Source organism: Calditerrivibrio sp. (assembly GCA_026415135.1).
GTDB lineage: Bacteria > Chrysiogenota > Deferribacteres > Deferribacterales > Calditerrivibrionaceae > Calditerrivibrio.
This window is the reverse complement of record JAOAHS010000008.1, coordinates 1-22,774: the sequence shown is the minus strand read 5'-3', so window position 1 is coordinate 22,774 and position 22,774 is coordinate 1. Positions and strand designations below refer to the sequence as shown.

Annotated in this window: 23 protein-coding genes; 14 read left to right on the top strand and 9 right to left on the bottom strand. The window is 38.1% G+C overall.

Going from position 1 to position 22,774, the window contains the following annotated elements:
• Positions 1–4 precede the first annotated feature (4 nt).
• On the top strand, positions 5–1,312 hold the full coding sequence (locus N3C60_01775) for a diguanylate cyclase (protein ID MCX8083638.1): 1,308 nt from the start codon (positions 5–7) through the stop codon (positions 1,310–1,312).
• Between the two features lies 1 nt (position 1,313).
• Here the strand turns inward: N3C60_01775 and N3C60_01770 are convergent, their stop codons facing one another.
• The 9 genes from N3C60_01770 to lysS form a co-directional block, all read right to left on the bottom strand.
• The gene (locus N3C60_01770; protein ID MCX8083637.1) at positions 1,314–2,054 is read right to left on the bottom strand and encodes a transporter; all 741 of its coding nucleotides are present in this window, start codon (positions 2,052–2,054) and stop codon (positions 1,314–1,316) included.
• Positions 2,055–2,263: 209 nt separating this feature from the next.
• Entirely contained in the window at positions 2,264–2,536 is a 273-nt protein-coding gene (locus N3C60_01765; GenBank protein ID MCX8083636.1) for an acylphosphatase, read from the bottom strand.
• A gap of 1 nt (position 2,537) precedes the next feature.
• Entirely contained in the window at positions 2,538–3,089 is a 552-nt protein-coding gene (locus N3C60_01760) for a 2-oxoacid:acceptor oxidoreductase family protein (protein ID MCX8083635.1), read from the bottom strand.
• On the bottom strand, positions 3,089–3,835 hold the full coding sequence (locus N3C60_01755) for a thiamine pyrophosphate-dependent enzyme (GenBank protein ID MCX8083634.1): 747 nt from the start codon (positions 3,833–3,835) through the stop codon (positions 3,089–3,091). The genes N3C60_01760 and N3C60_01755 overlap by 1 nt, the downstream gene beginning before the upstream one ends.
• Positions 3,836–3,838: 3 nt before the next feature.
• On the bottom strand, positions 3,839–4,888 hold the full coding sequence (gene vorB / locus N3C60_01750; GenBank protein MCX8083633.1) for a 3-methyl-2-oxobutanoate dehydrogenase subunit VorB: 1,050 nt from the start codon (positions 4,886–4,888) through the stop codon (positions 3,839–3,841).
• 10 nt (positions 4,889–4,898) lie between these two features.
• Positions 4,899–5,108 (bottom strand): 4Fe-4S binding protein, encoded by a 210-nt coding sequence (locus N3C60_01745; protein MCX8083632.1) that lies wholly within the window; start codon positions 5,106–5,108, stop codon positions 4,899–4,901.
• Positions 5,109–5,216: 108 nt separating this feature from the next.
• Entirely contained in the window at positions 5,217–6,428 is a 1,212-nt protein-coding gene (locus N3C60_01740) for an anion transporter (protein MCX8083631.1), read from the bottom strand.
• Between the two features lie 3 nt (positions 6,429–6,431).
• Positions 6,432–7,373, bottom strand: a complete 942-nt coding sequence (locus tag N3C60_01735; protein ID MCX8083630.1) for a GGDEF domain-containing protein — start codon at positions 7,371–7,373, stop codon at positions 6,432–6,434.
• Positions 7,366–8,838 (bottom strand): lysine--tRNA ligase, encoded by a 1,473-nt coding sequence (gene lysS, locus N3C60_01730; GenBank protein MCX8083629.1) that lies wholly within the window; start codon positions 8,836–8,838, stop codon positions 7,366–7,368. The genes N3C60_01735 and lysS overlap by 8 nt, the downstream gene beginning before the upstream one ends.
• A 91-nt stretch (positions 8,839–8,929) precedes the next feature.
• Between lysS and N3C60_01725 the strand changes: the two genes are divergently transcribed.
• From N3C60_01725 to N3C60_01665, 13 genes are all read left to right on the top strand, one after another.
• Positions 8,930–9,403 (top strand): YfcE family phosphodiesterase, encoded by a 474-nt coding sequence (locus tag N3C60_01725; GenBank protein ID MCX8083628.1) that lies wholly within the window; start codon positions 8,930–8,932, stop codon positions 9,401–9,403.
• Between the two features lie 90 nt (positions 9,404–9,493).
• Entirely contained in the window at positions 9,494–10,174 is a 681-nt protein-coding gene (gene phoU / locus N3C60_01720; protein ID MCX8083627.1) for a phosphate signaling complex protein PhoU, read from the top strand.
• Positions 10,167–10,835 carry a response regulator gene (locus N3C60_01715; protein MCX8083626.1) on the top strand — a complete coding sequence of 223 codons (669 nt, stop codon included), beginning with the start codon at positions 10,167–10,169 and terminating at the stop codon, positions 10,833–10,835. The genes phoU and N3C60_01715 overlap by 8 nt, the downstream gene beginning before the upstream one ends.
• Before the next feature lie 3 nt (positions 10,836–10,838).
• The gene (locus tag N3C60_01710; GenBank protein ID MCX8083625.1) at positions 10,839–12,506 is read left to right on the top strand and encodes an ATP-binding protein; all 1,668 of its coding nucleotides are present in this window, start codon (positions 10,839–10,841) and stop codon (positions 12,504–12,506) included.
• A gap of 101 nt (positions 12,507–12,607) precedes the next feature.
• Positions 12,608–13,573: a phosphate ABC transporter substrate-binding protein gene (locus N3C60_01705; protein ID MCX8083624.1), complete on the top strand. Its 966-nt coding sequence runs from the start codon at positions 12,608–12,610 to the stop codon at positions 13,571–13,573.
• 48 nt (positions 13,574–13,621) lie between these two features.
• Positions 13,622–16,156, top strand: a complete 2,535-nt coding sequence (locus N3C60_01700) for an ABC transporter permease subunit (GenBank protein MCX8083623.1) — start codon at positions 13,622–13,624, stop codon at positions 16,154–16,156.
• Positions 16,157–16,165: 9 nt separating this feature from the next.
• On the top strand, positions 16,166–17,902 hold the full coding sequence (gene pstA, locus N3C60_01695) for a phosphate ABC transporter permease PstA (protein MCX8083622.1): 1,737 nt from the start codon (positions 16,166–16,168) through the stop codon (positions 17,900–17,902).
• A 13-nt stretch (positions 17,903–17,915) separates the two neighbouring features.
• On the top strand, positions 17,916–18,731 hold the full coding sequence (pstB, locus tag N3C60_01690; protein ID MCX8083621.1) for a phosphate ABC transporter ATP-binding protein PstB: 816 nt from the start codon (positions 17,916–17,918) through the stop codon (positions 18,729–18,731).
• 23 nt (positions 18,732–18,754) lie between these two features.
• The gene (locus N3C60_01685; protein MCX8083620.1) at positions 18,755–19,324 is read left to right on the top strand and encodes a hypothetical protein; all 570 of its coding nucleotides are present in this window, start codon (positions 18,755–18,757) and stop codon (positions 19,322–19,324) included.
• Positions 19,325–19,491: 167 nt separating this feature from the next.
• Positions 19,492–20,019 (top strand): ATP-dependent protease subunit HslV, encoded by a 528-nt coding sequence (gene hslV / locus N3C60_01680; GenBank protein ID MCX8083619.1) that lies wholly within the window; start codon positions 19,492–19,494, stop codon positions 20,017–20,019.
• The gene (gene hslU / locus N3C60_01675) at positions 20,019–21,341 is read left to right on the top strand and encodes an ATP-dependent protease ATPase subunit HslU (GenBank protein MCX8083618.1); all 1,323 of its coding nucleotides are present in this window, start codon (positions 20,019–20,021) and stop codon (positions 21,339–21,341) included. Before hslV ends, hslU begins: the two co-directional genes overlap by 1 nt.
• An 8-nt stretch (positions 21,342–21,349) precedes the next feature.
• On the top strand, positions 21,350–22,345 hold the full coding sequence (gene bioB, locus N3C60_01670; GenBank protein MCX8083617.1) for a biotin synthase BioB: 996 nt from the start codon (positions 21,350–21,352) through the stop codon (positions 22,343–22,345).
• A gap of 137 nt (positions 22,346–22,482) precedes the next feature.
• Positions 22,483–22,774, top strand: a 292-nt coding sequence (locus N3C60_01665) for a radical SAM protein (protein ID MCX8083616.1), incomplete at its 3' end; no start/stop codon positions are given.

Genomic DNA, 22,774 nt, shown 5'->3' with positions numbered 1-22,774 from the left:
TATTATGAAAAAGTATATACTTATAGCAGACCCTTCAAAAGTGTCAAGGTTTGTTTTGGAATATTATCTGTCCGATAAGTACAATATATTACTATCTGAATCTGTGGCTGAGTCCAAAAAGATGCTCTCCCTTGCTATACCTTCTCTGGTATTGGTTGCTCATGAGTTAAAAGATGGGTTAGGCTATGAGTTGTGTAGATATGTAAACGAAAAGTTTAAGAATGTTCCTGTGGTTATATTGAGCTCTGAGGATAGCGATGAGAGGCGAAGATTAGCCCTTGAATCAGGAGCCATAGACTATATTGTAAGGAATAAGATAGATGATACAATAACTACTTATGTCGATGAATTGGTGGAGTTGCTTGAGATATCAAATGTTAGAGGTGCAACAGCCTGTACGGTTATAAAAAACCTTAATGAAGAAAAATTTGTTGGTAATGTCTTAAGCTCTCTTGGTATGTTGGTTCATAACTGCACTCTTAAACAGGACATAGAGATGGACCTCATTGCTAGTTCCCCTGACATTGTTATACTTGATCTTGATGTGGGGAAGAATGAATGTTTAAACCTTGTCAAAAATATTCGAAAGATAAATTCAATGAAAAAAACACCAATCCTTATCATAACAGATTCTAGAGAAAATACTATCCTTAGATCCTTTATGCTCTTTGGGGCCAACGACTATACACTTAAACCCCTTTCTACTGAAAGCCTGATGCTGAGGGTAACCACTAATATAAGGACCAAAAGGCTTTACGATTATTTAGACAAAATAAACAATGAACTCTACAAGATGGCTACCACAGATTCCATGACTGGTCTGTATAATAGAAGATATATATTAGAACAACTTAATATCTTGAACTATAATTTTGAGCGTTATGGGTATAACTTTAGTATTATGCTTATGGATCTGGATAAGTTCAAACAGATAAACGATAAATATGGTCATGATGCTGGAGATAAAGTGATAATAGATTTTGCTAATCGTATTAAAGGCTCCGTTAGAAAAACAGATTTTGTAGGGCGTTTTGGTGGGGAAGAGCTGATTGTCATTCTTCAGAATATAGATGAAGAAAACCTCTATAATATAACCCTTAAGATATTGAACAATGTAAGAAACTCTAAAATAATTTATAATAATGTGGAGATAAGTTATACTACGAGCATAGGTGTAAAGTTTTGCAATATCTATTTACCTAATATAGATGAGTATATAAAAAGGGCTGACAATCTGCTTTATATGGCTAAAGAAAATGGTAGAAATAGAGCTTTTATAGAGAATACCCTCGGGATAGTGGAAGTAAAATAGTTCATGGCATAAAGTAGGCAACCATAATAGGTATTGTAAATATCGATACTAAAGTGCTTATTATCACAGCTATGGCTGCTTTTTCAGGGTTAGATCTTAGAATAGTTGCTATAGCTACTACATTCCCTGCCATTGGTGGTACTGCGAAGAGGAACAATACCTTATGTAGTTCCTCTGGAATTACTCCAATATAGATCCTATCTATATAGATAATTAGAAGTATCAGGATTGGGTATACTAAAAACTTGATTATCAATGCAGTAGCAATAAAAACTTTGTCTACCGTTATCTTATTGATACCAGAAAGACTCATCCCGATCATCATCATACCTAAGATAGCGTAAGCACCTTTGAAATAGTCTAAGTAGTTTAAGAGATCTTCTGAAATAGGTATATTGTTGAAGTTAAATAGAAGTCCTAATATCATTGCATAGATGGCAGGTAGCTTTAAAACCCTTTTAAGGCTATCTCTTATATTGTAGCTGCCTTTTGCTATGATGAAAAATCCTATGGTGCTTTCATATATAAGGGAACCAAGAACCGAAAATACATAGACATTTGCTAATCTTTCATCTAAGAGCATAAAAGCCAAAGGTATTCCAAAATAACCTGTGTTCCCTGTACCAGCAGAAAAGGAAAGGATGTTGAGGGTATTGTCTTTGAAAAACCTTTTACCAGCATAATATGTCGAAAACGCAAGTATCCCTCCTACAAACACGATAAGAATAGGCAACGAGATCATGTTTATCTCGAATTTTACCCTGTAGGAGGCATTAAAAAAAACAACGGGGCCTATGATGTAGATAAGTATTGTAGCCAGTGACTCCTTCTGGGCATTTAGAAATCTACTCGCTAAAAAACCTAATAAAACATTGATATAAAGAGGGGTTATTTTCAGACCTACAAAAGTAGCAAGAGAGATAGAGTAGATCAGTTTTTCTATTGTTTCACCTAATATGATATACTGAATCGGGTATAATCAGCTAATATATCCATCGGTTTTATATCGAGACTATCTACTCTACTCATAGGAGGGCCTTTTTTTAGATAGTCGATAAGGAGATTTAGTTTTTCTTCATCCCCTTGCACATCTATAAATACCGATCCGTCAGGCATGTTTTTAACATATCCATACAGTTTCAAAGAGGTGGCCTTATCCTGCACAAATGCCCTGTAGCCAACCCCTTGAACTCTACCTTTTACAAGTATCTGCAATCTTTTCATGTTACCTTTTTATCTCCTCAACCATATTAAATCCTGCCTCAAGGGCTTGTTTGTTGAGATCCAAAAGGTTATGGTACTTTTCTGGGATAGCATGCTTAATCGCTTCAGCAGCTACGCAAAGATCGAACAACCCGGAAACCCTCAGTAATGCTCCAATCATAATGACATTGGCCACCTTCACGCTACCTAAAGATTCTGCTACTTCTGTTGCATTTACACCATAGAAGTTAAGATCATCCCTCTGGATATATTCAAGGGGGATAAGTGATCTATCCAGTATTACACCTGCACCTTTTCTAAATCTTGGTTGAAATTTTACAAGGGATGGGTAGTTCATGATAAAACCGAAATGGGGTTTTGTGATAACTGGAGAACCTATTTCATCATCAGAAACCACCACCATACAGTTTGCAGTTCCCCCCCTTTGTTCGGCTCCATAAGAAGGGAACCAGGTGGCATTAAGGTTTTGACTTACAGCCATATGGGCAAGCATCATCCCTGCACTTAAGATCCCTTGACCACCAAATCCTGCCATTATACAATCGAAATACATTATTTACCCCCGTCTATGTCTTTAAATGTGCCGAGTGGATAGTAACTTTCCATCACATCGTCTACCCATTTAAGGGCTTGAATAGGATCGATGCTCCAATTTGTGGGACATGTTGCTAAAACCTCAACAAAGGAAAACCCTTTTTCGTCAAGCTGGTTTTGAAAGGCTTTCTTTATGGCTTTTCCTGCTGCAATGACATGTTTTGGCGAGGTAACTTTCACCCTTGAAGAGTAGGCAACGGCTGGCAGACTCCCGATTAACTCTGCCATTCTGAAGGGGAAACCATCGTGCTTTGTGTCTCTGCCGAAAGGTGTTGTAGTGGTCTTTTGCCCAGGCAACGTAGTGGGAGCCATTTGTCCTCCGGTCATCCCATAGTTGGCATTGTTTACGAAAACCACTGTGATGTTTTCACCTCTATTGGCTGCATGAATGATCTCTGCCATTCCTATGGATGCCAGATCACCGTCCCCTTGATAAGTGAAAACAATAAGGTCAGGTCTAACCCTTTTTATGCCAGTTGCAAGTGCTGGAGCTCTTCCGTGGGGTGCCTCTACAACATCAAAGTTAAAATAATCGTACAAAAGAACAGCACACCCGACAGGGGCCACTGCTAATGTCTGTTCCCGGATATTCAAGCTATCCAAAGCTTCTGTTACCAATCTATGTATCAAACCGTGACTGCAACCGGGACAATATATCGATTTGTTGTCTTTTAGGCTTATGGGCTTTTCATAAACAGTTTTCATATCTTACCCCTTAATAGATAATATTTTCTCTAAAATTTCATCTGGAGATACAACTTCGCCACCGGGTTTGCCCAAAAACTCTATTTTACTGTCGTCCTTTACAGCAAGCATCACATCGAAAAGCATCTGACCATTGTTCATCTCTATTACCAACACCTTCTTAGCTTTTTTGGATGCTTCGGTAAGTTTTAAATAAGGGTAAGGCCATATCAATATCGGTCTGAAGAGTTCCACTTTTATACCTTGTTTTTTGGCCTCTTTTATGGCACTTTTAGCAACTCTTGCTGATGTGCCGAAAGCGACCACAAGTAGGTCATAATCCTCACCGGTGAGCTCATATTCTATTTCCTGTTTTTTTATCAATTCAAATTTCTCTTTTAAATGGTAATTGTGCAACCTAAGGGTTCCTTCTGCAAGTCTTAACGATTTTACAGATCTAGGCCCCCTCCCTTTACACCCAGTCAACTCCCACCCATCATCCGATCTGCAGACATCTTTAAAAGGAGGTAGTGAAACAGTTTCGGCCATCTGTCCTAAGGCACCATCCCCTAAAATGAGGACAGGGTTTCTATATTTTCTCGAGATATCAAAGGATTTATATGTGATATCCACTGCCTCCTGTAGGTTGCTTGGTGCGTATACGATTAGGTAATAATCACCGTTACCACCACCTCTTGTAGCTTGATTGTAGTCTGCCTGACTTGGTCCTATATTACCAAGACCTGGGCCACCCCTTGCAATGTTTACGATTACCCCAGGGACTTCTGCGCCACACATGTAAGAAAGCCCTTCTTGCATGAGAGCAATACCCGGGCTGGAGGAGGTGGTCATGGCAAGTTCTCCTGTGGAGGCTGCTCCATAAACCATGTTTATAGCTGCCACTTCACTTTCAGCTTGGACAAAAGCTCTACCAAGCTCTGGCATCCTTTTGGACATGTAGGCTGTAACCTCATTCTGGGGGGTTATCGGATAACCGAAATACCCTTTTACACCAGCTCTTACAGCTGCTTCAGCGATGGCGTCGTTACCTCTCATCAATACTCTATCTGACATATCTTTCTCCTTATTCCTCTTTTTTGAGGGTAAAAATAACATCTGGGCACATCAATGCACAGCTTTTGCAAAGAATACAGATGGATTCGTCCGTACATTCCACATAATTATATCCAGATGTGTTAAATTTACCAGAAAATTTTAGGATCTTTTTGGGACAGACGGTAATACAGATGCCACACCCTTTGCACCTATCGGTATCTATGATGACTTTGGGCATTTAGTCCTCCGAGTTGTTTAATAGTACTTTAATCTATAAACAAAAAGAAATAACTTTTCAAGAGTTTTTTGATGTGAGCGTAGATTAAGTTTCACTTAACCAAATCCTTTAAAAAATGATATTTAGCCAGATGACGCCAATTGAGATTGTGGTTATTGTTATGACAACTCCTGTTTTAAAAAAATTAGTAAAGTTTATTTTTATACCATGTTTTAAAGCTAGTTCTACAACTATAATATTGGCTACTGAGCCTATGATGGTTAGGTTCCCCGCAAAGGTTGATGACATTGCAGCTATAATCCAGTATTGGTAAGGATTTTCGATTGTTTTAATAAATGGGCTAAAAAGCATTACAGCTGGTACGTTTGAAACTATATTGCTAAAAAGTGCCATCGATATGGAAAATGGGGTTATTCCTGAAAAGATATAGTTTTTAAAGATGTGATAGAGCTTATCACCTAATCCCGATGATTGAACAGTGGTGGTGATAACAAAAAGGGATGAAAAAAATACTAATAGTGACCAGTCTATCTCCCTAAATACCCTTTCTGGTTTTATTCGCCTTGTGAATAGAAGAATAGCTGCTGCTACAAGTGCAGAATAAGCCACTGAAAATTTTAGAAAAAACATAACGAGCATGATTGATGTGGCTATGATAGATTTTATAAGAAGTGGCTTGTAAAGCCTTATTCTTTCGAATTCAAGAGGTACTATTTCAATATTGTTAAACTCATCCTTATAAAAAAACATTATAACATAATAGAGCACAAAAAGGGAAACTATGGATACAGCAAACAATGGTGTAACAAAATCGATAAAGCTCATCCCTGAATAGCTTGCTATAAGCATATTTTGTGGATTACCAATTGGTGTCATCGCAGAACCGATATTGGTTGCCATACCTAAACCGATTAGGTAGGGGATGGGGTTTCTATTTAGTTTGGCTAACATATTGATGACTATAGGTGTGAACATTATGGCTACAGTATCATTTAATAGTAAGGATGAGAGTAAACCAGATGTAAAAATTATTATAAACAATAGTTTCTTAGGTGTCTTTGCCCTTTTTATAATTGTCATTGAAATCAGATTGAAGAAGCCGGATACGCCGAAATTAGCATTTATTATCATCATAGAAAAAAGCAGTATAATTGTATCAAAATGGATAGATTTGATGGCATCCTCATAACCGATCCCACCGGTAACAACGAGAAATGTAGCGGACACGAGGGCTATAGTGGTCCTATTCATTCTAAATTTTGGTATGTAGCCTATGGCGATAGCTGTGAGACTGCAGATTAGCAGTATTGTTACGATCATTCTTTAGATGGTTTTTACGGTATTTCTATTTCTACCGTCGCGTTTGCTCTGATAAAGGGCGTCATCGGCGATTTTTATCATCTGTGTGGTATCGGTTAAAGCGGGAGAAAAGGGTGTAATCCCTGCGCTGAAGGTTACTTTAAAACATGAGTTTTCATAAGTAAAAACGGTACTATCCAAACAATTTCTAATCTTTTGAATCTTTATAAGGGCTTCTTCCACCGTCTGATTTCTAAATATTACAGCAAATTCTTCTCCTCCATATCTGGCTGGGATATCCTGCTTGTTATCAATGTGGTTATTGATACACTGGGCAAAAGCCCTCAGAACTTCGTCTCCTTTTAGATGCCCATAATGATCGTTCACATTTTTGAAATAATCAAGATCCATAATGGCGATGACAAAGGAGCCATTTTCCAGCTTAGCTTTTTGGAACTCCTTGTTTAGAATATCTTTGAAGAAAGAATGATTAAAGAGTTTGGTCATGCCATCTTTAGAGACCATGTCTTCCATCTTCTCTTTTTGTTCTAAAACATCAGTAGTAGCAAACGCCAGATCAAAGATCTTTTCTTCGAGTTCCCTGTTTTGGTTTTCCATCTCATACATTTTATAAACAAATGAAATAAAAGCTTTTACATTTATCTCTAAAAGGGTTTTATTGTCGATACCGTTTAGTGCTAAGAGAAAACGGGCTTCTCTGCTGAGTTTATAGAAATAATCGAGCATATAAACATCTGATATGATCATTACAGTGTTTTTACTCAATAGGTGCAAAAGGGTTGTTTCATCTATTTCGGAACTATCTTTCAGGTGCAGGATGACAAAGCTGTTTTCTAAATCGGTAATCTCATTAAGGGTTTCATAGTACAGAGATGAACAGATATGTTCTAAAAAAGTTGTCAGTTGCTTATCTGTGATATTGTGATAAACTTTTAAATCAGTCACAGAGTTCCTCTGGTCTAAGATGTGGGAAGAGGATGACTTCCCTTATGGAACGGGTATCGGTTAGTAGCATGACGAGTCGATCCACTCCGAGACCTTCACCTGCGGTGGGTGGTAATCCGTATTCAAGGGCTCTTATGTAATCTTTATCCATCATATGAGCTTCTTCATCACCAGCCTCTTTTGCTTTAACCTGCTTTTCAAACCTTTCAAATTGATCAATGGGATCGTTTAGCTCATTAAATCCGTTTGCCACTTCCATCCCAGCAATAAATAGTTCAAACCTTTCTGTTATCTCTGGGTTATCCTTTTTCGATTTTGCAAGGGGTGAGACCTCTTTGGGGTAATTGATTATAAAAGTAGGGTTTATAAGCTTATCCTCCACAAACTTTTCAAATATTTCTAAAACAATTTTACCCCTTCCCCAACTGTCTTCCACCTTGATATTCAGTTGGTTAGCTTTTGCTTTTGCGTTGTCGTAGCTTGATAGAGCAGATTCTGGAATATTGGCATATTTTTCAATGGCTTGTTCGAGGGTGAGCTTTTCCCATGGGGGTGTTAGATCGATTTCGAGATCGGAATAGGTTATTTTGGGACTACCGTTTACCTTTAGAGCTATCTCATAGATGAGGTCTTCTGTCATCCTCATAAGGTCGAAATAATCGGCGTAGGCTTGATACCATTCTATCATGGTGAATTCGGGGTTGTGTTTTGTTGAAATCCCTTCATTGCGAAAATTTCTGTTTATCTCAAAAACTCTTTCAAATCCGCCTACTACAAGTCTTTTCAGATATAACTCTGGAGCGATCCTGAGAAAAAGCTTCATATCCAGTGTGTTATGGTGGGTAATAAACGGCTTTGCGGTGGCTCCACCAGCTACTGGGTGCATCATTGGTGTTTCCACCTCAAGAAAATCGTTCCTATAAAAAAAGTCTCTTATATATTTTATTATCAAGCTTCTTTTTTTGAAAACCTCTTTGACTTCTGGGTTTACGATGAGATCCACGTAGCGTTGTCTTTGCCTAATTTCAACATCCTTAAGTCCATGCCATTTTTCTGGAAGATCCCTAAGGGTTTTAGTAAGGATTTTGTATTTTTCTGCATACAGTGTGAGCTCCCCAGTTTTTGTTTTAAACAAAAACCCTGATACACCTATAAAGTCGCCAATATCAGTATTGTCAAAGGAGAGCTTTTCTTCTTCCTGAAGTTCATCTTTTTTTATATAGACCTGAATAGAACCGGTCCTATCTTTTATTGTGGCAAAGGTGGCTTTGCCAAAACTTCTCATGGCCACAATTCTGCCGGCTAAAGTGGTTTTGTATCTATTTTCGAGCAATGCTTTCTCATCCTCTGACTGGAATTTTGTTTTTATATCTTTTATATCGTTAGATACTTTAAAACTGTTTACATAAGTCTGAATATTGTTTTCTTTAAGCCTGTTGAGCTTTTCCAGTCTATGACTTTCCATCTAATTATTCCCCTTGCATTTATTATCATTATTTATATTCTTTTTATATAAACCATTTCAAGTAAAAAAACAATATTTTTTGGGGGTAATTATGTTGGTAGCCGTAATTTCTGATACCCATGATAATCTGTTAAAATTGCAAGAAGCTGTGGAAGTAATAAATAGTAGAGGTGTAGCCCAATGTTTTCATTTAGGGGATGTTTGTTCCCCTTTTGCTGCGAATTATCTCAATAGGTTGATCTGCCCCTATATCGGTGTATTTGGTAATAACGACGGTGAATATTTAGGTATCAGTAAAATTACTAACAATAGGTTCTTTAAACCACCTTATCTCACAACTGTTGGCGGGTGTAGATTTTTACTTCTACATGAAGGCGATATTGCGGAGTACATAGATGAGAGTATAGATTTTGTACTCTATGGGCATTCCCATCAAGGAGGCGTTTTAAAAAAAGGTAGACAGCAGATCATAAATCCAGGTACTCTGTCCGGGTATGTCTCAGGTAGATCTACGTTTGCTTTAATTGATCTAAACACGCATCATTGTTCAATAGTAGAGCTGTGAGTTGCTGTTTTGCATTTTTTTTACAAAAATATGAAATTTGCGTTACAATAATATTATAAATTTCTCAAAAATAATATTTGGGGATGTCTAATGAAGCAGATAGAAAATCTTATTTCTGAAGTAAAAGGTAATCTGGCTGAGATGACTGATATGGTAACCGACATGATTACAATGTGTATTAAATCTCTTGTGGAACGGGATAACGAGATAGCTGAAAATATAATAGCTATGGATGATAAAGTAGATGAGCTGGATGTAAAAATAGAGGAGATGTGTCTTGATGGACTTGCTTTGTACGAGCCAAAGGCAACTGACCTGAGGTTTGTGGTAACAGCCCTTAGAATTATAACTGATCTGGAGAGGATTGGGGATCATTGTGTGGATATAGCTAAAGAGATAATCAAGCTTAATCAGATTCCACCTATCAAACCCTACATAGATCTGCCTAAAATGGCAGATTACTCTGCAGAGATGGTAAAAAATGCTGTAAACAGCTTTTTTGCTAAAAATCCTAAGGATGCTCTCAAGGTTATAAAAGGGGATGATTACGTGGATAACCTCAATAACCAGATATTGAGGGAGCTTTTGACATATATTGTTGAGGATTTCAGAAAGACGAAAGGTTGTTTGTCGCTGATATTCATTTCGAGAAGTCTTGAAAGGATTGCAGATCATGCTACTAATATAGCAGAAACAGTTTATTTCATGGCAAGAGGCGAGAATATCAGGCATAAGAAATATAACGAGCTAAACGGAAATGATCATGAATAAGGTGTTGTTAGTGGAAGATGAGGACCCTTTAAGGGAGCTTATTGCCTTTAACCTTACCAAAGCTGGTTATGATGTTATCGAAGCAGAAAATGCCAATGATGCATTAATATTTATGGATGAGATCACGCCTGATATCGTACTTTTGGATATTATGATGCCGGGGCTTAAAGGGACTCAGTTTTTGCAGATCTTAAAAAGGTCTCCCAAGTATTCATCTATACCAGTGATCATAATATCAGCAAGAAGTAGTGAGTCTGATATTGTAGAAGGCCTTGAGCTTGGTGCTGATGATTATATTACAAAGCCTTTTAGTATGAAGGTATTGTTAGCTAAAATAAAGATTTTACTTAGAAAAGTAAATAAAAAGGATGATGCGATTATCAGTTACAAAGGTATCTATGTGGATACTGAGAAATACAAGGTTTTTGTTGATAACAATGAGATTTCTCTTACTTACAAAGAGTTTGAACTGCTCCTGTTTTTAATGAAACACCCTAAGAAGGTTTTTACAAGATCCCAGCTCTTGAGCAATATCTGGGGGTATGAGGCCGACATCTATACCAGAACAGTCGATTCGCATATATCCTCCTTAAGAAAAAAACTCGAAAGTAAAGGTGATCTTATAAAATCTATCCCAAAAATTGGTTATGTTCTTGAGTAGATCATGAAAATATTTTTAAAGTACCTTCTGCTTTTATCCACATCTTTGATTGCTGTGATCTTGTTTAGTGTTTATGTAATCACTTCTGCGTTGTCTAAGGATATACTCAATGATAGAGTAAATACCTTAAGACAGTACAGCACGATGCTTTATAAAATATACCCTGAAAAAGGGCAGTATAACTATCTAAATATCGATCTGAAAAATATATTGGCGAGTTTGGAGGTAAGAGTAACCATAGTGGACAAGGATGGAGCTGTTAGATACGATTCAACATTTTTCAGTGAGAAAGACCTTTTGAAGGTGGAGAACCATGCTGGTAGAAAAGAGGTTGTGGATGCTTTAAAAGTTGGAGAGGGGTTTGATGTAAGATTATCCAGTACCCTTGGGGTCAAATATATATACTACGCAAAGCTCATAAATGATGAATATATCTTAAGACTTTCTCTACCATTGATAAACTTGGAGACATATGCAAAAGATCTTAAGTATCAGCTGATGATGATATTTGTTGCCGTTGTTGGGATGATTTTTATGTTGACCTATTATTTTACAAAAAAGTTACTTCTACCTATAGAAAACCTAAATGAACTAATAACAAAGGCTGAAAAGGGTGAAAAGATAGATATTCAAAAATATACGGTTTTTAGTGATGAGATATCTACACTGGTTACAAGGTTTTATAATAATATGTTGTTAAGGGAAAGGGCTATAGCGGAGGAGAAAAATAGAATACATTTTATACTATCTTCTCTTTCAGACTCTGTGGCGCTTTTTGATGAAAATTGGGAACTTGTATATGGTAATGAAAAATACAAAGAGCTGTTCTGTGATTCGTTGAAAGATGCTAAGGATTACGAATGTATCAAGCTTTTTAATGAATTAAAAAATAAAGATGATGGTAAACACTTTTGCAAATATAAGAACAGGATATATGAAATAAGTATAAAATCTTCAGGTAATTATAAGATTATAGTCTTTCATGATTCTTCGGACCAGATGAGGTATCATGCCTTTAAAAGTGAGCTTGTGGCCAATGTAAGCCACGAACTTAAGACGCCGGTATCCATTATCATGGGCTATGCTGAAACCCTTTTGAATAACGAAATGGATCAAAATACCAGGGAAAAATTTTTAAAAAAGCTCTACGATTCGTCAGTGAGACTCGATAATTTGATAGCAGATATCATACAGCTACACTCCCTTGAGAGTTCGGATAGAAATTTCTCTGTAGAAAGGGGGGTTTATCCGTCAGAACTTATGTCTGAACTGGAAGAGATCTATAGGGATGCTGTAAAAAAGATACATTATAACTTTGATGACAGCGAGGTTAAGGTTTTGAAGGAGCACCTTTTGTCTATTTTTAAAAATTTAATAGACAATGCCTTGACTTATTCTACAGGTAATAATGTCTATGTGAGTCTTGTTAAATCAGAATCCAAGATTGTTCTCTCTGTAGAGGATGAGGGGCCTGTAATACCTGATGAGGAAAAGGGGAAGATATTTGAGCGGTTTTATACATCCTCAAGATCCCGCAATAGAAAACATTCAGGTACAGGTTTGGGTCTATCTATTGTTAAACATACTGCAGAGCTCTATGGCGGTTATGTGGAGCTTATCAAGAGTGTGTATGGTGGTAATTGTTTTAAGGTTGTCCTTAAAGAGAAGTAGCTGCATGAAAAAAAATTTACAAAAATTTGAAATTTTTAAGAAGGTTTTATAACAAACAAAGGTTAGTTTTTCACAAGTAAGTATAAAACGGAGGTAAAAATATGAAAAAATTAGTTGCATTGTTCTGTTTGTTATCATTTGCGACAGTATCTTACTCTTCTGATCTTGTAGACAAGGCTCTTCCATCCTACAAGAAAGCCAAAGGTGTTACTGGGAATATTAAGAGTGTGGGATCAGATACCATGAACAATCTTATGACGCTCTGGGCAGAGAAGTTCATGAGCTATTATCCTAATGTGAAGATCGAGATTGAGGGTAAAGGTTCTTCAACGGCACCTGCAGCGTTAGTCTCCGGTACTGCTCATTTTGGTCCCATGTCAAGGGAGATGAGGGGCAAGGAGATAGATGATTTTGAAAAGAAGTATGGATATAAGCCCGTAGCTCTTAGAACGAGTATAGATATGCTTGCCATCTATGTGAACAAAGATAACCCAATTCAATGTTTGTCCCTTGAAGAAGTGGATGCTATTTTTTCAAAGACAAGAAAGAGGGGTTATCCTAAGGACATTGTTACATGGGGTGACTTGGGGCTTACCGGAGAGTGGGCAAATAAGCCAATTAGTCTCTATGGCAGGAACTCAGCATCTGGTACTTATGGGTATGTGAAGGAGCATGTGTTTAAAAACGGAGATTTTAAGGATAATGTCAAGGAGCAGCCTGGTAGTTCATCAGTGGTACAGGGTGTGACAAGCGATAAGTATGCAATAGGTTATAGTGGTATTGGTTATAAGACTGCTGGGGTTAAAGCTGTGGCTCTTTCCGAGAAAAAAGGTGGTAAGTGTATCGAGCCTGATGCTGCCCATGCCTATACAGGGGAATACCCTCTTGCAAGGTTCCTGTATGTTTATGTAAATCATAAGCCTGGGACCCAGATGGATCCTCTGAGGGCTGAATTTATTAAGCTGATCTTTAGTAAGCAGGGGCAGGAAGTGGTTGTTAAGGATGGTTATTTCCCTATAACTGCAAAAGTTGCCGAGCAGGAGCTTGCAAAAGTAGGACTTAAATAAATAATGGGGGTGCTCCCCCATCTTCTTTAAAAATCTACGGATGGTTAAATGAAAAATACGAATCTAAAGAGAAAATTCATTGATAGGCTTGCCAGGTATATCATCACAATAGGTGGTGTAGGCACAATAGCATCTGTTTTGCTTGTGTTTATATTCCTTTTGTGGACCGTATTCCCACTGTTTGAGGGAGGCAAAGTATTAGAGCAAAAGTTTACTACTGTAAAGGACAAGTTTGATATTGTTCATGCAGTTTCAGATGAATATGGTCTTTTTACAACAGTTTTTGATGGGAAAAATTTTAAAACATATTTTGTGCAAGATGGTTCCTTGCTTAATACTACTGGTTTTGGTGGTAAGTATGTGGCATTTAGCTACAGCCCAAAGGACCGTAGCTACCTCATATCTGATGAGGGCGGTGGACTTTACGAGGTAAAGATCGAATATGCGAAAAATACGTTCAAATCTGGAGATATCTTTGGGAAGCCCATCTATCAGATCAAAGATAGTAGGTTGATTGAGAAATATGGTGAAATGGAGAGTGAGTACTTCATATCCTTTAAACAGACTCAGATATTTAAGGATGATGCTAAAAGGAAGATAGTACTTTTGGATGGTATTAGTACTGACAATGAGAGATTTATAGCTTTTCTGGATGATAAAAAAAACTTACATGTGGATCTGCTCACGAAAAAAGAGAACATGATGACGGGGGAGATTACTGAGAGTTTTGATGAGTCTGTAATCGATTTATCAAGACAGATAAACAAAGACTTCCCTAAGTTTTTAAAGATCAATTCGAGTAAGACTAATATTATGCTCTTTTTTGAAAATTCAAGGTATATAAATATAGATGTAAAAAACTTTAAAAATCCCTACATCGTTGAGGATAAAGTCCTCTTTAGCGATGGAAGGAAGATAACCTATTTGGACATGCTTATCGGTAGAAACACTGTTTTGATCGGGGACAACAAGGGTGAGGTAACCACGTGGTGGCCTGTGGAGAGCAATCTGAATAAACAGAACTATATCCTTTCCCATATTCATACTTTCTATAGCGGTAGTTCATCGCCGATACGTTTTATATTCCCATCCCAGAGGGATAAGTCGTTTTTGATTTTAAACGAGGCAGATTTTGTTTCCATGTACCACATGACGTCGCAAAAAAAGCTATTTTTAGAAAAACTTAACGACTTGAAGGGGAAAGTGGCTGTCATCAATCAGAAAAACAACAGGATCATAGTATTGGGTGAGGCTAAGATAGTAAATTTTGACATGGATATACCCCATCCCGAGGCCTCTTTTAGATCTATTTTTGGTAAGGTACAATATGAGCTAAGCAGTAAACCGGAACATGTTTGGCAGTCTTCCAGCGGTAGCGATGACTTTGAGCCAAAATTTGGATTGATGCCCCTTATCTTTGGGACTATAAAGGCTACGATCATTGCGATGCTCTTTGCAGTACCAATAGCAATTCTTGCAGCTATCTATACCAGTGAATTTGCCCATAAAAGCTATAGAAATGCTATAAAATCAACTATTGAGGTGATGGCTTCTTTACCTTCTGTGGTGCTCGGTTTTATTGCTGCACTTATTGTCTCCCCCTTTGTGGAGAATATCGTGCTTGGTTTGCTTATGGCTATCATATTTATCCCCTTTTTCCTGTTATTTTTTGGTAATCTTGTGCAGCTTATGCCAAAAAACATACTTAATAATATGGATAGATATAGAATCCCTTTGATTGCTGTTTTAGCGCTTCCTGTTGGGGGGTATGTGGGGATGAAAAGCGCTGTTTATGTGGAAAAGATATTGTTTTATGGCGATTTTAAACTGTGGCTGCATTCCAGTACCCAATCACCATTTGGTGGCTGGGCAATTATCTTGTTGCCTTTGGGTGTATTTATTACTATTTATCTATACAGAACATTTCTATATGATATTTATGAAAATCTTTTAGAAAATAAGGGTTATACCACCTGCGCAGTTATTGAGATTGCAAAGTTTTTAGTGATTACGATATTTTCAGTGTTAGTTACCTTGTTATTAGCTTATACAGTTACTGCATTGGGTATTGATCTTAGATTCGGATTACCTTTCATAGAGAGTATAATGTCCACTTATGTTCAGAGAAATGCATTAATTGTAGGTTTTATTATGGGGTTTGCCGTTATCCCTATAATATATACTGTTTCTGAGGATGCTCTGAATGCTGTTCCGGAGCACTTAAGGTCAGCATCTTTGGCAGCTGGTGCTACCCAGTGGCAGACTGTTATCAATATAGTTTTACCTGTGGCGATGAGTGGGATATTTTCTGCGATAATGATCGGATTTGGTAGAGCTATCGGTGAGACTATGATTGTTCTAATGGCAGCAGGTAATACACCTATCCTCGATATGAACATCTTTGCTGGTTTTAGAACACTTTCTGCAAATATCGCCGTTGAACTTCCTGAGGCGGTTATAGGAAGTACCCATTACAGGATACTTTACTTGGCAGCACTGGTGCTGTTTTTGATGACATTTGTAATAAATACAATAGCAGAAATGGTCAGAATAAGATACCGAAAGAGATCGAGCCAACTGTAAGGAGCAGAGATGGGGTTATTCATTAGGAAGAATTATAAAATATTTTTCAAGTCAAAAGGGGAACCGATACTGTGGTTAACTGGAGGTGGACTTGTTGTTTCACTTGCTATGATAGGGTTTCTGTTGCTGCTGGTATTAAAAAACGGTTTGGGTAACTATTGGCCTATACCTATAACATTATACGAACTGAAAAATGGTGAGAAGGTTATGGGTGAGGTTACTAAAGTCGAGGTTTATAGGATAGATAAGGCAAAAGTAGATACTCTTGACGCATCGGACAGAAAAAGGATTCAAGAAAATGATTTAAAGGAGAAGCGATTTCTTGTCAGGATTGGTAACTACGAACTCACAAACGAGCATTTTAAATGGGTAAGTCAGCATGAAATAAAAAATGTACTTTATCCCAAACATGCGATGATAATTGAGCGACTGGAGTGGGGTAGATTTTATGGGATACCTAAGGAGTTTAAGATAGATGGGGTTATTGTTGCTACTGGCGAAGAGGAGATCTTTAAAAACTATAAGAAATATCATGATATGGCGGTTAATCTTTGGTATAAGAAGGTATCCATAGAGAAGGGTGAGATAGGAAAATTAAACCATAAGATAGAAAAAGAAAGGTTAAAGGTTAAAAAGGCTATGCTCAAGCTCACCGAAGCAAAAGCGAGTAATAATGCTGAAAAGATAGAGTTAGCCAAAAAAGAGCTGCAAAAGATCATGGAGGAGTACAAGAGATTTGAAACGTTAAGTAAGGCCAAGTTTGACGATTACCTACTGCAGATCGAGAAACTTAAAAAAGAGTACGAAAGGTATTCCATACATTTTGAGACAGCAGATGGTAAAGGGAAAGAAGTCAAGCTTTATGAGATGGTGAGAGCATATTATGCTAACCAACTGAGCTTTATGGAAAAATTGGGCATCTATTTTAGTAGATGGCATGAGTTCCTCACTGGTGAACCGAGGGAGGCCAATAGCGAAGGTGGTGTTTTCCCTGCGATATTTGGTACAGTAGTGATGACGATAATAATGAGTATATTTGTGGTACCTTTTGGTGTTATGGCTGCTATCTATATGAAGGAGTATGCCAAAAGTGGTAAAATAATCAGTACCCTTAGGATTGCCATAAACAACTTAGCAGGGGTGCCATCGATCGTATATGGCGTTTTTGGTTTAGGGTTTTTTGCCTATACATTTGGTGCTGGTATAGACAAGATCTTTTATCCGGAAAAGCTTCCAAACCCCACCTTTGGAACGGGTGGAATACTATGGGCTTCTTTGACGCTGGCGCTTTTGACGCTTCCTGTGGTTATTGTTGCAACAGAAGAGGCCATAAATGCTGTACCAAACTCCCTGAGGGAGGGTTCCTACGCTTGCGGTGCTACAAAGTGGCAAACGATAAGATATATTGTATTACCGAGGGCAATGCCGGGTATTATGACGGGTTTTATTTTGGCGATGTCAAGGGGGGCTGGTGAAGTTGCACCTCTTATGCTGGTGGGAGCGGTTAAGCTTGCGCCAGAGATGCCGGTGGATAGTATCTTCCCATTTGTACATTTGGAGAGGAGCTTTATGCATCTTGGTTTTCATATATACGATTTAGGGTTTCAAAGCCAAAACAGTGATGCTGCAATACCTATGGTATATACTACTACGTTACTTTTGATAACAATTGTTGTACTTTTAAATGTAGTTGCAATCTATATTAGGAACAGATTAAGGAAAAAATTTATAGGCAGTATATTCTAAGGGAGAAGTTAATATGATTGATGTTTCTACGGAAAAAGTTAGACAGACCGTTTATGACCCCCTCATTGAAAAAGAGGAGATAATTATAAAGATAAAACAGTTAAACCTGTTTTATGGTGAAAAGCAGGCTTTATTTAATATAAACATGGATATCCCGAAAGGTAAAGTTACAGCCCTCATTGGACCTTCCGGTTGTGGTAAGTCTACACTTTTGCGCTGCATAAATAGGTTGAACGATCTATTGGATATAGTCAAAATTGATGGGACTATTGAGATTAATGGTGAGAATATCTATGATAGATCTGTGGATCTTTCAGAGCTAAGAAAAAGTCTTGGTATGGTTGCCCAAAAGCCCAACCCCTTCCCCATGAGTATATATGATAATGTGGTTTATCCATTGAAGATTTCGGGGGTGAAAAAGAAGTCTATTCTGGATGAGGTCTGCGAGCGTTCACTGGTTCAGGCAGGTCTCTGGGATGAGGTGAAAGATAGGCTAAAGGACAACGCCTTTGGTCTTTCTGGTGGTCAACAGCAGAGGTTATGCATAGCAAGGGCAATTGCCCCAGAGCCTGAGGTTATCTTGATGGATGAGCCCTGTTCTGCTTTGGATCCTCTTGCTACACTTAGAATTGAAGAGCTTATCCTTTCTCTGAGGGGGAAATACACTGTGGTGATTGTAACCCACAACATGCAACAGGCAGCTAGGGTTAGCGATTTTACAGCATTTATGTACATGGGGTATCTGGTGGAGTATGGTAATACTGTTAATATATTTAAAAAGCCCAAGTTAAAAGAGACCGAAGACTATATAACAGGTAGATTTGGCTAAAAAAATATAAATTAGGAGGAACCATGAAAAAGCTCTTAAGTTTAACACTGATCAGCTTTGTGTTTATGACGGCGTGTGCCACAAAAAATGGAGTTACTACGTCTGAGGATGTTGATGATGATGTGGAGATAGTTGAGCTTGATTACAGTAAATATAAGTTTGATCGACCAGGTTTTAAAACAAAAATAGTTGACAACAGATTATGGGTTTTCAAGGAGGGAGATAAGGAGTATGCCAAATTTGAGAAAGATGGTGAGCTTGCAAAGCATGTTACACTTCCCCTTGCTGGACCTTTAAAGGTTACCATAAAGGCACCAGATAAGGAAACAGTGGATGAGTATCTAAAAGCTTATGGCAACCTTGAGGAGGCTGAAGTCGATTGGAGTAGATACAACTTTAGTAAGGCTGGATTTATTACAAAGATTGTGGATGGAAGGCTTTGGGTTTTCAAAGAGGGAGATAAGGAGTATGCCAAATTTGAGAAAGATGGTGAGCTTGCAAAGCATGTAACCATCCCTGCAGGTGGCCCCCATGGGATTACAATAAAAGGGCCTGATAAAGAAACGATAGATGCCTATATGGCTGCAAAATAATTAGGTGGCATAGGCCACCTTTTTTATTTTATAGATAAAAATCGATTATTTTGGTCTTTGTATATTTTGTCCATAAAAGAAAATAATTTTTTATTGCAAAAAAAGAGATAAAATAATATCTTTTAAAGTTGACTTAAAATCGATTTAGCTTTCTTAGAGGTGAGCGTATGTTTGATGGAACTACGGTGATATGCGTGAAAACAGATGGGAAAACGGCAATAGGTGCGGATGGTCAGGTGACATTTGGGCACACTGTTTTAAAAAACAATGCTAAAAAAATTCGTAGGCTTTACAACGGTGATATTGTTTGTGGGTTTGCAGGATCAACTGCTGATGCCTTTACCTTAATTGAGAGATTTGAAAAAAAACTCAACGAGCATGGTGGGCAGTTACTTAGAAGCTGTGTGGAATTGGCAAAGGACTGGAGAACCGATAAGTACTTAAGAAGTCTCGAAGCGATGATGATTGCTGCAAACAAGGAGAATATGTACATCATTACCGGAAATGGTGATGTGGTAGAACCCCAATACGGCATTGCAGCCATAGGATCTGGTGGACCTTATGCATACGCTGCAGCAGTTGCCCTTAAGAACAATACCGGTTTGAGTGCTGTAGATATAGTAAAAAAGTCCTTAGAGATAGCAGGGGAGATCTGCATATATACCAATAAAGAAATTACTGTAGAGGAAGTGTAATGGAGCACTTGACACCAAAGCAGATAGTGGCAGAACTGGATAAATATATAATAGGTCAGAGTGTGGCCAAAAAGGCTGTGGCTATAGCACTTAGAAACAGGTGGAGAAGGCTACAATTGCCACCAGAAAAAAGGGACGATATAACCCCAAAAAATATATTGCTCATAGGACCTACCGGTGTAGGGAAGACCGAAATTGCAAGAAGGCTTGCAAAGATCACAGAATCTCCATTTATAAAGGTAGAAGCCAGTAAGTTTACCGAAGTGGGCTTTGTTGGTAGAGATGTGGAGTCGATCATAAGAGATCTTGTGGAGATAGCTATCTCTGAAGAGAAGATAAGAATGAGAAGCTCGGTGATGGAGTCGGCAAGGAAAAGGGCTGAAGAGATAGTCCTTGATGCTCTTTTACCGGTGACATCGGGGTATATTGATAGTGATTCTGTTGCCTCCTCCAGGGAAAAATTAAGAAAGTTATTAGAATCTGGCAAACTGGATGATAGGGAGATAGAGATAGATACAGAGGAACAACACCCCCAGATTGAGATCTTTTCCAGTGCAGGACTTGATGATATAACGGCGAACTTACAGGATATGTTTAAAAATATATTTCCTGGTCAGAAGAAAAAGAGGAAGATGAAGGTAAAGGATGCCCTAAATCAATTGGAACAGCAAGAGGCAAACAAGATGCTTGATATGGATAAAGTAAAACGCATGGCCATTTACAAGGTGGAGCATGCAGGTATTGTGTTTATAGATGAGATTGATAAGATATGTTCAAGGGAAGGCTATACCAAAGGTGGAGATGTGTCCAGAGAAGGGGTTCAGAGGGACCTTTTGCCTATTATAGAGGGTTCCACAGTGATGACGAAATACGGTATGGTAAAGACAGACCATATCCTTTTTATCGGTGCTGGCGCTTTTCATATGGCCAAGCCATCAGATCTAATCCCGGAACTACAGGGGCGTTTCCCGATAAGGGTGGAGCTGGATTCATTGAGCAAGGACGATTTTGTCAGGATCTTAAAGGAGCCTGAAAATGCCCTGACCAAGCAGTATAGGGATCTTTTACTTGCAGACGATGTGGAGATTGAGTTTACCGACGATGGGATAGAAAGGATAGCTGAAGTTGCCACAGAGCTTAACAAAACAAATGAAAATATAGGAGCCAGAAGACTTCATACTATAATTGAAAAGGTGTTAGAAGATGTGTCCTTTGAAGCACCTTTTGGACATTATGCAAAAGTTATTATCGATAGTGCCTTTGTGGATAGCAAACTAAAAAACATAATATCAAAACAGGATCTAAGTAAATACATTTTATAGGTAGAGTTATGCTTGAGGAGATAAAAAAGGTTGTCATAGAAAGAAGAGATCTGCAGGGTATTCATATAGAGTTTCTTATTGATCTACCGTATGAAGAGCTTGATGGGCTCTTAAAGGTGGCTTATGAGGTTAAAAGATTTTTTTTGGGTGATGGGATAGATTTATGTTCCATAGCAAATGTGAAAAGTGGGCTTTGTTCAGAGGACTGTAAATTTTGTGCCCAGTCTGCCCATTACAATACGGAGGCTGCTGTTTACGACTATATTGACGAACGAAGGCTCATTAATGCGATAGATTTTTACAAGGGGAAAGGGGTCAAAAGGTTTTCTATAGTTACAAGTGGTAAGACCCTCGATGATGATACATTCAAAAGGGTTTTACAGGGTGTGAGATTAGTAAAAGAGAAGGGGATAATCCCAGATGTTTCTGTGGGGATACTTAGCCGTGAACAGTTATTGAAGCTCAAGGAGGCCGGTCTAAATGGTTTTCATCATAATCTTGAGACATCCCGCTCGTATTTCCCCAAGATATGTTCCACCCACGATTATGAAGAGGATGTGCAAACTGTTAGGGATGCGGTGGAGGTGGGGCTTTATGTATGTTCTGGGGGTATTTTTGGTATTGGAGAAAGCTGGGGGGATAGGATTGAACTGGCTTATGAGTTAAAAAGGTTGGGAGTACACTCAGTACCGATAAATTTTCTTAATCCGATCAAAGGTACACCCTTTGAAAATATGGCAGTGTTGTCGGAAGAAGAGGCTCTGAAAATAATAGCGTTGTATAGGCTTATCTTACCTGATGTGCAGATTAGAGTATGTGGGGGAAGAAATAGGGTCTTTAATGAAAAAAGTAAATCGAGGATTCTTACTTCAGGTGCAAGTGGTATCATGGTGGGTGATTATCTTACCACTACAGGATTTCCGATAGATTCTGATCTGGAGGATATCCGAGTTGTGATCCAAACTGGTGGCAAAGAGGTGGGTGGTGCTACACTTACGGAGTAAGTTTTAAGAGAAGTCATGTTTTTTTACCATATTCATGTAAGATAGCAGTGAAAAGTAAGAATGCCATGAGCGTTTTTGGGCTATATATCCATATACCTTTTTGTATAAGTAAGTGTAAGTATTGTGGATTTTATTCCGTGTCAGATGGTAAGGATCTACAGTCAAAGTATGTAGATCTTTTATTAAAGGAGATTAATGCCCATAAAGGAAAAAAGATCGATACCATCTATATTGGGGGTGGGACACCTTCACTACTTGATATCCATGATTTTAAAAGGCTTTTAAACGGCATTTATAAGTATTTTAATGTCGAAGTTACAGAGTTTACAGTGGAGATGAACCCGGAGAGTGTTTCAGTGGAAAAACTGAAATGCTTTCATGAGGCAAAAGTTACGAGGGTGAGCTTGGGTGTTCAGTCTATGGATGATG

Coding starts and splice junctions, on each gene's coding strand:
- N3C60_01775 (MCX8083638.1), top strand. CDS start 5: ATGAAAAAGTATATACTTATAGCAGACCCTTCAAAAGTGTCAAGGTTT.
- hslV (MCX8083619.1), top strand. CDS start 19,492: ATGTTTGATGGAACTACGGTGATATGCGTGAAAACAGATGGGAAAACG.
- pstA (MCX8083622.1), top strand. CDS start 16,166: ATGGGGTTATTCATTAGGAAGAATTATAAAATATTTTTCAAGTCAAAA.
- hslU (MCX8083618.1), top strand. CDS start 20,019: ATGGAGCACTTGACACCAAAGCAGATAGTGGCAGAACTGGATAAATAT.
- N3C60_01725 (MCX8083628.1), top strand. CDS start 8,930: ATGTTGGTAGCCGTAATTTCTGATACCCATGATAATCTGTTAAAATTG.
- bioB (MCX8083617.1), top strand. CDS start 21,350: ATGCTTGAGGAGATAAAAAAGGTTGTCATAGAAAGAAGAGATCTGCAG.
- lysS (MCX8083629.1), bottom strand. CDS start 8,838: ATGGAAAGTCATAGACTGGAAAAGCTCAACAGGCTTAAAGAAAACAAT.
- N3C60_01710 (MCX8083625.1), top strand. CDS start 10,839: ATGAAAATATTTTTAAAGTACCTTCTGCTTTTATCCACATCTTTGATT.
- N3C60_01700 (MCX8083623.1), top strand. CDS start 13,622: ATGAAAAATACGAATCTAAAGAGAAAATTCATTGATAGGCTTGCCAGG.
- N3C60_01760 (MCX8083635.1), bottom strand. CDS start 3,089: ATGTATTTCGATTGTATAATGGCAGGATTTGGTGGTCAAGGGATCTTA.
- N3C60_01745 (MCX8083632.1), bottom strand. CDS start 5,108: ATGCCCAAAGTCATCATAGATACCGATAGGTGCAAAGGGTGTGGCATC.
- phoU (MCX8083627.1), top strand. CDS start 9,494: ATGAAGCAGATAGAAAATCTTATTTCTGAAGTAAAAGGTAATCTGGCT.
- N3C60_01685 (MCX8083620.1), top strand. CDS start 18,755: ATGAAAAAGCTCTTAAGTTTAACACTGATCAGCTTTGTGTTTATGACG.
- N3C60_01705 (MCX8083624.1), top strand. CDS start 12,608: ATGAAAAAATTAGTTGCATTGTTCTGTTTGTTATCATTTGCGACAGTA.
- N3C60_01755 (MCX8083634.1), bottom strand. CDS start 3,835: ATGAAAACTGTTTATGAAAAGCCCATAAGCCTAAAAGACAACAAATCG.
- N3C60_01765 (MCX8083636.1), bottom strand. CDS start 2,536: ATGAAAAGATTGCAGATACTTGTAAAAGGTAGAGTTCAAGGGGTTGGC.
- pstB (MCX8083621.1), top strand. CDS start 17,916: ATGATTGATGTTTCTACGGAAAAAGTTAGACAGACCGTTTATGACCCC.
- N3C60_01740 (MCX8083631.1), bottom strand. CDS start 6,428: ATGATCGTAACAATACTGCTAATCTGCAGTCTCACAGCTATCGCCATA.
- N3C60_01770 (MCX8083637.1), bottom strand. CDS start 2,054: ATGATCTCGTTGCCTATTCTTATCGTGTTTGTAGGAGGGATACTTGCG.
- vorB (MCX8083633.1), bottom strand. CDS start 4,888: ATGTCAGATAGAGTATTGATGAGAGGTAACGACGCCATCGCTGAAGCA.
- N3C60_01715 (MCX8083626.1), top strand. CDS start 10,167: ATGAATAAGGTGTTGTTAGTGGAAGATGAGGACCCTTTAAGGGAGCTT.